The 9208-nt window shown below is 55.5% G+C and carries 13 protein-coding genes; 5 read left to right on the top strand and 8 right to left on the bottom strand.

Going from position 1 to position 9208, the window contains the following annotated elements:
- Positions 1-816 precede the first annotated feature (816 nt).
- The gene (locus OSC10802_RS0135710; RefSeq protein WP_017721555.1) at positions 817-1053 is read right to left on the bottom strand and encodes a hypothetical protein; all 237 of its coding nucleotides are present in this window, start codon (positions 1051-1053) and stop codon (positions 817-819) included.
- Between the two features lie 376 nt (positions 1054-1429).
- Here OSC10802_RS0135710 and OSC10802_RS0135705 point away from each other — a divergent pair, with 376 nt between their 5' ends.
- Together OSC10802_RS0135705 and OSC10802_RS0135700 are read left to right on the top strand one after the other, a co-directional pair.
- Positions 1430-1783, top strand: a complete 354-nt coding sequence (locus OSC10802_RS0135705) for a hypothetical protein (protein WP_017721554.1) — start codon at positions 1430-1432, stop codon at positions 1781-1783.
- A gap of 16 nt (positions 1784-1799) precedes the next feature.
- Positions 1800-2663 (top strand): shikimate dehydrogenase, encoded by an 864-nt coding sequence (locus OSC10802_RS0135700; RefSeq protein WP_017721553.1) that lies wholly within the window; start codon positions 1800-1802, stop codon positions 2661-2663.
- Between the two features lie 245 nt (positions 2664-2908).
- Here OSC10802_RS0135700 and OSC10802_RS0135695 read toward each other — a convergent pair whose 3' ends face one another.
- Together OSC10802_RS0135695 and OSC10802_RS52160 are read right to left on the bottom strand one after the other, a co-directional pair.
- Entirely contained in the window at positions 2909-3166 is a 258-nt protein-coding gene (locus OSC10802_RS0135695; RefSeq protein ID WP_017721552.1) for a hypothetical protein, read from the bottom strand.
- A gap of 124 nt (positions 3167-3290) precedes the next feature.
- Positions 3291-3521, bottom strand: coding sequence for a hypothetical protein (locus OSC10802_RS52160; RefSeq protein ID WP_155969152.1), 231 nt, complete (start codon positions 3519-3521; stop codon positions 3291-3293).
- A 32-nt stretch (positions 3522-3553) separates the two neighbouring features.
- Between OSC10802_RS52160 and OSC10802_RS0135690 the strand changes: the two genes are divergently transcribed.
- Complete coding sequence (locus OSC10802_RS0135690; RefSeq protein ID WP_026099098.1) at positions 3554-3991, top strand: hypothetical protein; 438 nt, start codon at positions 3554-3556, stop codon at positions 3989-3991.
- A 24-nt stretch (positions 3992-4015) separates the two neighbouring features.
- Complete coding sequence (locus OSC10802_RS52155; RefSeq protein WP_155969150.1) at positions 4016-4261, top strand: hypothetical protein; 246 nt, start codon at positions 4016-4018, stop codon at positions 4259-4261.
- Positions 4262-4295: 34 nt separating this feature from the next.
- On the opposite strand, the gene OSC10802_RS0135685 is transcribed toward OSC10802_RS52155, so the two are convergent.
- The 3 genes from OSC10802_RS0135685 to upp all read right to left on the bottom strand — a co-directional run bounded on the left by OSC10802_RS0135685 (position 4296) and on the right by upp (position 5831).
- Positions 4296-4577, bottom strand: a complete 282-nt coding sequence (locus OSC10802_RS0135685) for a YggT family protein (RefSeq protein ID WP_017721550.1) — start codon at positions 4575-4577, stop codon at positions 4296-4298.
- Positions 4578-4712: 135 nt separating this feature from the next.
- Positions 4713-5051 (bottom strand): ssl2009 family thylakoid membrane protein, encoded by a 339-nt coding sequence (locus OSC10802_RS0135680; protein WP_017721549.1) that lies wholly within the window; start codon positions 5049-5051, stop codon positions 4713-4715.
- A 129-nt stretch (positions 5052-5180) separates the two neighbouring features.
- Positions 5181-5831 carry a uracil phosphoribosyltransferase gene (gene upp / locus OSC10802_RS0135675; protein WP_017721548.1) on the bottom strand — a complete coding sequence of 217 codons (651 nt, stop codon included), beginning with the start codon at positions 5829-5831 and terminating at the stop codon, positions 5181-5183.
- Positions 5832-6133: 302 nt separating this feature from the next.
- On the opposite strand from upp, the gene crtH reads away from it, so the two are divergent.
- Positions 6134-7681 (top strand): carotenoid isomerase, encoded by a 1548-nt coding sequence (gene crtH, locus OSC10802_RS0135670; protein ID WP_017721547.1) that lies wholly within the window; start codon positions 6134-6136, stop codon positions 7679-7681.
- A gap of 294 nt (positions 7682-7975) precedes the next feature.
- Here the strand turns inward: crtH and OSC10802_RS0135665 are convergent, their stop codons facing one another.
- Both OSC10802_RS0135665 and OSC10802_RS0135660 read right to left on the bottom strand, forming a co-directional pair.
- A complete protein-coding gene (locus OSC10802_RS0135665) occupies positions 7976-8218 on the bottom strand; it encodes a hypothetical protein (RefSeq protein WP_026099097.1) in 243 nt (80 codons plus the stop codon).
- Positions 8219-8239: 21 nt separating this feature from the next.
- A complete protein-coding gene (locus OSC10802_RS0135660; RefSeq protein WP_017721546.1) occupies positions 8240-8776 on the bottom strand; it encodes a phosphate-starvation-inducible PsiE family protein in 537 nt (178 codons plus the stop codon).
- Positions 8777-9208 lie beyond the last annotated feature (432 nt).

The raw sequence follows: 9208 nt of genomic DNA, 5'->3' as shown, positions 1-9208 counted from the left end.
GTCCCCGACCTGAAGGCAGATTCTCACGCGTTACTCACCCGTCCGCCACTAGAGGATTTCTCCTCCCGTTCGACTTGCATGTGTTAAGCAGACCGCCAGCGTTCATCCTGAGCCAGGATCTAACTCTCTGTGGTGTTCTTTGAGTTTGTGACTCTCTCCCCAAAAGGGGAGGTTTTTGTTATAATGAAATCTCCAGGTTGCCCTGAAGACCTCTAATTGCTTTGAAGAGGTTTTTGATGCTTTCGGGCTTTCAAAGTATTCTTTTATCTAGGTTCGGCGCTGTGAGGGCGTCGGGCCGCTTGCGCTGCCTCTTTCCTCACCGCGCTTTACTAGTGTAACAACCCCCAAAAAATTTGTCAAGCTTTTTCGGGAAATTTTTTGAAAAAGGTTTCGGAAATCCTGAATCGACCTGCCGGTAAGGGTTTGAGCTGGATTGCGCTGCTAGGCGGACACCGGCAAAAGCAAAAAGTTTAGTGATGGCCACCGCTGTTTGACCCCCGCCGGCCCGCCCCACCAGTGGCCATTCCCTCCTGGCTGGCCCCTTAGGGTTGTGGGAGGGTGTGGGCTTCTCTGTCAGTGAGCGCCGGCGAAGAGGGGATCTCCCTACCTAGAATATTGCTCTGCAGCGCCGGCAGAGGCCAGGGGGAGCGGAGCTGGCCCAGTTGTGCCGGGGGCCCCAACCTGTCCTAAAAATGTGGCCTGCGCCGTCCGCACCGGCCAGTCTGAGCGCGCCCCCACAAAAGATTAAATATAAAGAGGCGATATGTGGCCTCTGGTGTGGGTAGCTCTTCCTTGGTGCGGCCACCTTTTGCACCCTCAAGGCACGCACTTTGGCGGCGGCAACCCTCGGATGGTGGCACCGGCTGCCAGGGAAAAGCCGCCTGCCACCTCCTGCCGGTGAACCATCCCACGGTGCTGCAGCTGTTTGTTGCCAGCGCGCTTCTCCAGATAAACGATTCCCTCCCCGCACCGGCCAGTCGGCGCTCCAACCGGCCCCCCTTCAGGTGCGGGCAGTGACAGATAAGTTATTTGTGAGACTGAGACATAACCCATGCCTCACATCCTTATATAGAATCTGCCAGTCCAGTTGCGGCACACAGGCCAGGAGCCTTGACTGGCAGGGAATTTCAGCAACCAGCGCCACCCCCGACCGGCAGCCGGTGCCGCCGGCTGCTAGGCAGAGGGTATCCTAGAAAGCGGGATAAACTCACAGCTTTATAGCAGCAGTCATATTGGTTAGAACAATAGAAGGTTCGAGAGCTCTGGAGCAAGGGAGGCCGGAATGTAGGTTTCCTAAATGCTTACTGCTATATAGACGTAGGGCAGGCGTCCCGCCCCCCCTGAAGGTCTAATGTTTTAACCCAAGTGAATACTGCTATAACAAAATCCTCAGCCAATCTCAGGAAGCGAGTATCGCCTCAGCTAGCTCATGGATCACGCAACCGCCCGTAACTTTGTCATCAATCAGGGAACCGCTCTGCTAACCCAGAAAAATCCCGACGCTCTCCTGATGCTCCTCAAGCAGGGCAAGCCCCCAATTCCCGGTCAAATGACTTCTCTCTTGCTAGCACTGAAAGTCCTATTTGACGCCGTGAAGGACACCCCCAGCTTCGACCGGCAGCTGGCAACCGCCCTGTACCTCCTGGCATATGAAAGCCGCCAGCTGTTTGTATATGGCCAGATGACAGGGATCGATTGGCCACCGCTGCTGGAAGAAGACCTCAACCGGCTGGGGCTGGCTGTCAAGAGCATCTTTACCGGCGTCTGGCACTCGCTAGTTTGAGGAGCGCAGAATACTGATGATTACAGGTAAAACCAAACTCCTAGGAGTGATCGGCCATCCGGTGGAGCATTCCCTGTCGCCGGTGATGCACAATGCCGCAATTGCCCATCTGGGGCTGGATTATGTCTATCTCCCCCTGCCGGTGAAACCAGAGGATCTCCCAGTCGCTGTTGCCGGCTTTGCCGCTCTGGGTGTAGTGGGATTTAGCGTCACAATTCCCCACAAACAAGCCATTTTGCCCTTGTTATCGGAAGTCTCCCCAGTGGCCAAAGCAGTGGGGGCCGTGAACACTGTCTGGCACACCGGCAGCGGCTGGGCGGGCACAAATACTGATGTTGAGGGCTTTCTCGCTCCCCTGCTCGCCTGCCATCGCGATTGGAGCCAAACTTCAGCACTCATTTTAGGTGCCGGCGGCGCGGCGCGGGCTGTTGTCGCGGGGTGCGCCCAGTTGGGCGTTCGGGACATTGGCGTCGTTGGGCGTGACCGGCACAAACTCGAAGCCTTCCAGCGCAGTTGGGTGAGTTCCCCGGTGCCAGTGCTGGCCACCCACACCTGGGAAGAACTGCCCCAGCTGATCCCCCAATCCTCTCTGCTGGTTAACACTACGCCGGTGGGCATGTATCCCAAGGTTGACGAGATGCCGGTGAGTCCCGCCCTGATGGTGGCGCTGCCCGCCGGTGCTATTGTCTATGACCTGATTTACACCCCCAACCCCACCGAATTTCTCAAAGCCGCTCGTTCCGCCGGCGCGATGGCCATTGATGGGCTGGAAATGCTCGTCGGGCAAGGAGCCGCTGCCTTGCAAATCTGGCTGCAGCAGCCGGTGCCGGTGGGTGTCATGCGCCAGTCCCTGCGCCAGCACCTGGGCTTGCCAACTTGACCGGCCATCCCGCCCAATTTGGCCACCGCTTTCCGCACGCAGATGCAAGCCCGAGCTCCGCTTGCCGCTGGGGGTGCCCTTCCGACGCCGGTCTGCCGCCCTATCTGCGTTTGTCCTTGTACTTCTGCGGTGGCTATTTGGGATTGGAAATCTAACACTCTCTTCTAAAACCTCAATTTTATGCCGGTCAAATAAGATGCCTTTCTGTGAGAGAGAGCATCTGATTGCGCTGCCGCACCTGCGCCTTAATTATCTCGCAGTTGACTCGAACCAATGTTGGCGGTTACTGAAGCTGCTAGAGTGGCTTGCGAAAATTTATCCGTCAGCCTTAACTCTAACTTTTTCATAATTTTGCTCAATTTATGAATCTCTTCCTCTGTTAATCTGAACTCTGTCAAATCCAAGTGGGTGTTCACTTCTAGAATTTCCGGCTCATTTGAATTCCGGCATTCCACAGCCAGAAAAAAATCCTGAATCAAATACAATCTATTGGCTGTTTCCATGCTCGCTAACTCCTCAGCAATAAACTCCCAGTCTAGTATCTATCAAAAGGCCAGAATCCTCAAGGGTCATCTCTCTTTAGATAGATTATCTGTACTTAATAAGATATATATTTGTCCCTCTCCCCTAAACCGACTTGACTTGATGTCTGGAACTCAAACCGCCTTCTGAGTTTTGGGCGCGCCTTGCCATTGAACAGAACAGCCCGCTTGAGCAGTCGGGGTTGCGGTCCGGATCTGGTGCTGAGCGACCGAGCCCCATCTGGAACAGAGATGCCGCCATACCCTTGGGGCACTCAAAGGATTTCGTCCCAAATTTGCGGTAAGCTGAGGGGTGGAGCTGCTGCCAACAATTCATCCAGTCGTTAGGGAGTTGATGCTATGGTAAAAATGCGGTCGCGAGCCCTCGTTGTTGCGATTGTCTCCTGTCTTATCGGAATGGCTACTTGGTTCTGGACGCCTCCGGCGTGGGCGCTAACCCAAATTAAACTGACCGACATTTCCTACAAGGACTGTCCGCCGGAACTGGCAGAGGGAAGCGTCACCAGTGGCGGAAACCCTATGGCGGCCACCTGTTATATCGTCACCGGCAAAGCTGTCAACACCACTTATAAAACCGTTTACGATGCGGATATTTTTGGCCGCATCTACGATGCCAATAATAACAACGTCTCGCCCAACCGCACCCGCCTCGGATCGATCGAAAAAGTCCCCCCCGGCGTCAGCGAGTTTCAACTGCGAATCACCGTGCCGGCTAATCAGCCGACTCCCCTGAAGCTCCAGCAATTCAAAGCTGCCGGTTTCGCCGGCAGGGTTCGCAATTATTAGAGAGCGCGATTCCATCCGGAAGGTTTGCTCCAATACCTTTCAGCGGCGGTTTGCAGCGAGGACTTTCATCCTTGCGTCAAATTAGACAGCAAGCACTACAGTCCTGGCCCGCTCGCCGCCAGGAATTCCAATAAGCAATTAACCGGATATCCGCTGAGTCGCACCGGCATGACTCGTCTGGCAGCCGGCCACGGGTTGCGATTGGGAATGGGCCAGACAAGGGGAAGCACCGGCATGGGGTGGCCGCCGGTGCTCCCTGGGTTGCGCTAGTTGAACAGCCCTGTAACTGAAAAGCCTGTGGCGCTTAAAAGGCAAATCCCCCAAGTAGAGCGGGGAGAAGCTGCTGGAGGAATTGCAGGAGGACGATAGCGAGGATAGCGGAAAAGTCAATCCCGCCGAGGGGGGGAATGATAGAGCGAAACAGGTTGAGATAGGGGTCGGTTAACTGGCTGAGAATCGAAAAGGGTGGGTCATACCAGTTGATATTGGGAAACCAGCTCAAAAGAATCCGAATAAACAGCAGCACCAAGTATATGCTCAAAAACCTGCTGAGGGTTGTAACCAGTAGCACGACTGCAGAATCCATAGACTTTGAAGCTTCCTTTAGTATTTCACAGACTGTTTGGACTTCATTTAGTTTAATCGATTTCAGTCTGGCGAGGGGGGAGCGAAGGCGGCTCGCTCCCGCCAATCCTTGGGCTGGTGGCGCTTTGGCAGGGATTCAGGCATCTTCAGCTAGCGAGCGCTCGCTGTTGCGTGCCGGTGCGGTGCCATTCACATCCCTGAGCTGCACCCGCACTTCGTCTATCGCTTCATTGAGCTGAGAGATTTTATCCTCCAAGCTGCGGCGCGCCGCTTCAATACTCTCTTGTTTCAGAGGACGGCTTCTCCCTTTGATCGCAGACGCCTCTGGCACCGTGGCGGAGCGTAACTTGTCGTCGGCTTCGCTTGGGGTTTCGTCAGTGCGTCGAGATAGCAGGACGCCCAAAACCCCACCGAGCAAGCCGCCCACTACAGCACCGGCGAGAAATCCACCTGTAAAACCATCTCGATTGCTCATCGTTTATAATTGGTAACTTTGCTTTAATTTCAGCTTAACCCCTGGCTGGGAGCGCTGCCTAGTGGGGGCTACAGACGGGGTTGCCGAAGAATTCGGCGAGCTGCGGCTAGGAAAGAGGGCCCTAGCCGTTCAGGTGCCAAAGGTGCGGTCGCCGGCATCTCCCAAACCGGGCACAATAAAGCCACGCTCGTTGACCCCTTGATCAATGGCCGCTGTGTAGATGTTCAAACTCGGATAAGCAGCCCCCAGCTTTTGCAGGGCCGGTGGGGCTGCCACCACAGAAATGATCCGGACTAAGGCTGGGTCAGCCCCGCGCTGGGTGAGTTCGGCCATTGCGGCCATTATCGTGCCGCCGGTGGCCAGCATGGGGTCGCTGATCAGCACCCGCGTCTGAGGGGCGAACTGCTGGGGCAATTTGTTTAAATAGCAGCTGACTGCGAGCGTCTCCTCATCCCGAACCATGCCTAGATGGTATATCGCTGCTAAGGGCAGTACGGTTTGCGCCCCTTCCAGCAGCGCCAGTCCCGCCCGCAGCACCGGCACCACCACCACCGGCACCTCCGGATTCACCATCGTCGCCGGACAGGTGGTCAGGGGCGTCTGCACTGTTGTTTCTTCTGCCGGCAGCCAATCTCGGCTGGCCTCATAAGTCAGCCAGCGTCCCAGTTCTGTCATGGCGCTGCGAAACAGCGCCGGTGGGGTCAAGGCGTCGCGGGCGACAGCCAGCCAGTGCTTGATTAAGGGATGGGGGGGAACGTAAACACGCAGTTGGAGCGTCATAGGCGGGAAAGTGGGCGGGACAAGAGCGATGAAACCTGAACGATCATACTCCCTGCGCGGTGCACCGGCAGCACCTCCGGCTCCCGCCCATCCGGGCTCTGGCAATTTTTTTCAGCTTGTATTGATAAAAATTTTCAATAAATGCTATAGTAGCTTTCAGTGTTCTCCTCTCTAAGTACCGGCAGGCGGGATCGGTAAGTCGTAGCAAACAGATCCCGTGCTTTTTTTTTGGGAGCACCCAGTCGCCGGCAGAGGAAGCGGGTAGGATAAAGTAAAGAAATGTTTAGCGCTCGCACCCACCCATGCCTGCTAATACCACCACCACCCAGCAGCTATCCGATCAAGCCAGTTCAGGGACAGAATTTGACGTGATTGTCATCGGCTCCGGCATCGGAGGATTGGTCACGGCCACCCAGCTTGCGGCAAAGGGAGCCCTTGTGCTAGTGCTGGAACGCTATCTGATTCCCGGAGGCAGTGCCGGCTACTTTGAGCGGGAAGGCTACCGCTTCGATGTCGGAGCCTCGATGATTTTTGGATTTGGCCAGGAAGGCACCACCAATCTCCTGACCCGCGCCCTGCAGGCGGTGAGCGTCAGCTTGGAAACCATCCCCGACCCGGTGCAGATTCACTATCATCTGCCGGGGGGTCTGGAGCTACAAGTTCACAGGGCTTATGAGAAATTTTTGCAAGAGCTGGCCAGTCACTTCCCCCACGAACGGGAGGGGATTCGCCAGTTTTATGACGAGTGCTGGAAGGTGTTCAACTGCCTGAACGCGATGGAATTGCTGTCCCTCGAAGAGCCGGGCTATCTGATGCGGACCTTTTTGCAGCAGCCCAAAGCCTGTCTGGGACTGCTGAAGTACCTGCCGGTGAATGCCGGTGCCATCGCCCGCCGGTACATAAGCGACCCCAACTTACTGAAGTTTATTGACATTGAGTGTTATTGCTGGTCGGTGGTGCCGGCAGACCTGACGCCGATGATCAATGCCGGCATGGTGTTCTCTGACCGGCACTATGGCGGCATTAACTACCCTAAAGGTGGAGTGGGCCAAATCGCCCTGAAACTGGTAGAGGGGCTGGAAAAAGCTGGGAGCAAGATTAAGTACCAAGCTAGGGTGACGGAGATCGTCACCGAACAGCGGCGTGCCGCCGGCGTTAAACTGGCCACCGGCGAGGTTTTCCGCGCCAAGCGGATTGTCTCCAACGCCACGCGCTGGGATACCTTTGAGAAATTGCTGCCGGCGGAGGACATCCCACTCGACGAGCAGAGATGGCAGGAACGTTACAAGCCATCTCCCAGCTTTCTGAATTTGCACTTGGGGGTTGAGGCGTCTGTGCTGCCGATCGGTACGGCGTGCCACCACATCGTACTGGAAGAGTGGGAGCGGATGGAAGAGCCGGAAGGGACAATCTTCGTGTCGATTCCCACGCTGCTAGACCCGGATCTGGCACCGGAGGGGTATCACATTGTCCATACGTTCACGCCCAGCCGCATGGACGAGTGGAAGGGGTTGGGAGCCAAGGAGTATGAAGAGAAGAAGGAGGAAGCAGCTGGGCGGATTATCGACCGGCTCGAAAAGATTTTCCCCGGATTCGATGCCGGTTTGGATTACATGGAAGTGGGGACTGCCCGCAGCCACCAGCGGTTTTTGGGGCGTGCGGACGGCACTTACGGGCCCATCCCCCGGCAGAAGTTGAAAGGGCTGCTGGGGATGCCGTTTAATCGCACAGCGATTCCGGGGCTCTACTGTGTGGGGGACAGCACCTTTCCGGGACAGGGGCTAAATGCCGTGGCCTTTTCCGGGTTTGCCTGCGCCCACCGAATTGCTGTGGATTTGGGGCTGGGGTGACGGGAGCGGCCATATATGTGCGAATCGCGGCGAAAAGGAGGGAAAAGGTAGACGCCGAATGGCAAGTATAATCAGCGTATATTCGGTTTTATTGATAAATGCCAACGAGCGGGGTTTCAATTCCCCTGACGCGCACCGGGCCAAAATCGGCCCCTGCGCCGGCGGGTGAATGGGAATCGCCATCGCAAATTCCGCTCCCTGTTCGGGTGAGGAAATGGACTTGAATTGACCGGAGTGCTTTTCGAGAACTCTCTGGCAGCTCATCGACCGTCCCAGACTGCTGCTGCCGGCTCTCTAGGTCGCAAATCCTGGGGAATAGAGCAGCTTCAGTACCTCCTCTGCCATGTCCGGGGCGCTATTTGCAATACGAATTACAATATCGGAATTGGGCAGATGGCAGGAAGCATTGGGCAGTGCAGAGAACTCCCATGCCCCATGCCCCCTTCTCCATGCTTGATGCCCGATGCCCGATGCCCGATGCCCCTCTTCTATTTTCGGCTTTTTCAAGATAATAAAGCCGGTCAGGAGTCGCGTCACTTTTGCGCTATCAATCCCCTATTATCGGCTATTATTGCGGCTATAAGCCTCCGCAGCATCGAAGGATTCATTTTTCATCAGTGCCTTATTCCTAGCAGAAATGAAACGTTCGGGGTCAATCCCCTCAAAGGTTGGCGGTATCCAGGATCGAACTACCAGGAGGGCAGCCAGAACCAGCAAGAAAGCGCCGGTTGCCAAGATATGAACCCAGGGAGTTTCCAGCACGCCTCGGACGATGACTTCTCGCAAAACGGAAACGATGGAAACTTCAACCGCGACGCCAATGGAAACCCGCTGCTCCTGCAGGTAGATAATCAGGAGTCGGAACAGCTCGACCAAGATGAGCAAAAATAGGATATCTGCGGTCACTTCTTGGAAATGAAGGGGAGGCAGCAGCGAGAAGAACATATCTCGCAGCTGGAGCACCATGAAACAGAATAGACCGATACACAGGGAAATCACGATTAAGTCTTGGATCGTTTCCAGACCGCGCACGAGCCGATTGCGATTAAACCAGCTGTACGACTGGCTTGACGAGTTATTTAAGGAATTTTGCATTTATGGCTTCTCCGTGTCGATGCTTCAAGCTTAGGTTAAAGTGAGCTTATAAGTCAACTTCCTATTGATAAGAATTATCTATACCAAAGATTATTTAGATTGGGCTGGCGAACACAGCGGCGCGGCCCATTGTGGGCCAAGCCACCCGGGTTCAGCGCTGGCCTATCGCCTGTGTTTTGGCCTTAGAGCCGGCTGGCAAGTGTGCGGCGTCCACCGGCACGGGTGAGGCGCAACGAGCCCTGGCCGGCGGAAACTGGCCAGTGGTATGGCCTCCTTTAGCGGCGCGCCGGTGCCGGCGAACCCTCCCATCCCTCTCTCGTCTCCCTTGCAGGCGGTGAGCCGGTTGTGAGCCGGTTCAAATCAAAAAGTCAAGAAAAGATAAAAATTAGTTTAAAATCCTTAACAGAGTTTTTTCAGGGAAGAAGCGAAACA

This window comes from Kamptonema formosum PCC 10802, assembly GCF_000332335.1.
GTDB lineage: Bacteria > Cyanobacteriota > Cyanobacteriia > Cyanobacteriales > Oscillatoriaceae > Oscillatoria.
Note: the sequence above shows the minus strand (reverse complement) of the source record. Positions and strands in the feature narration are given on the sequence as shown.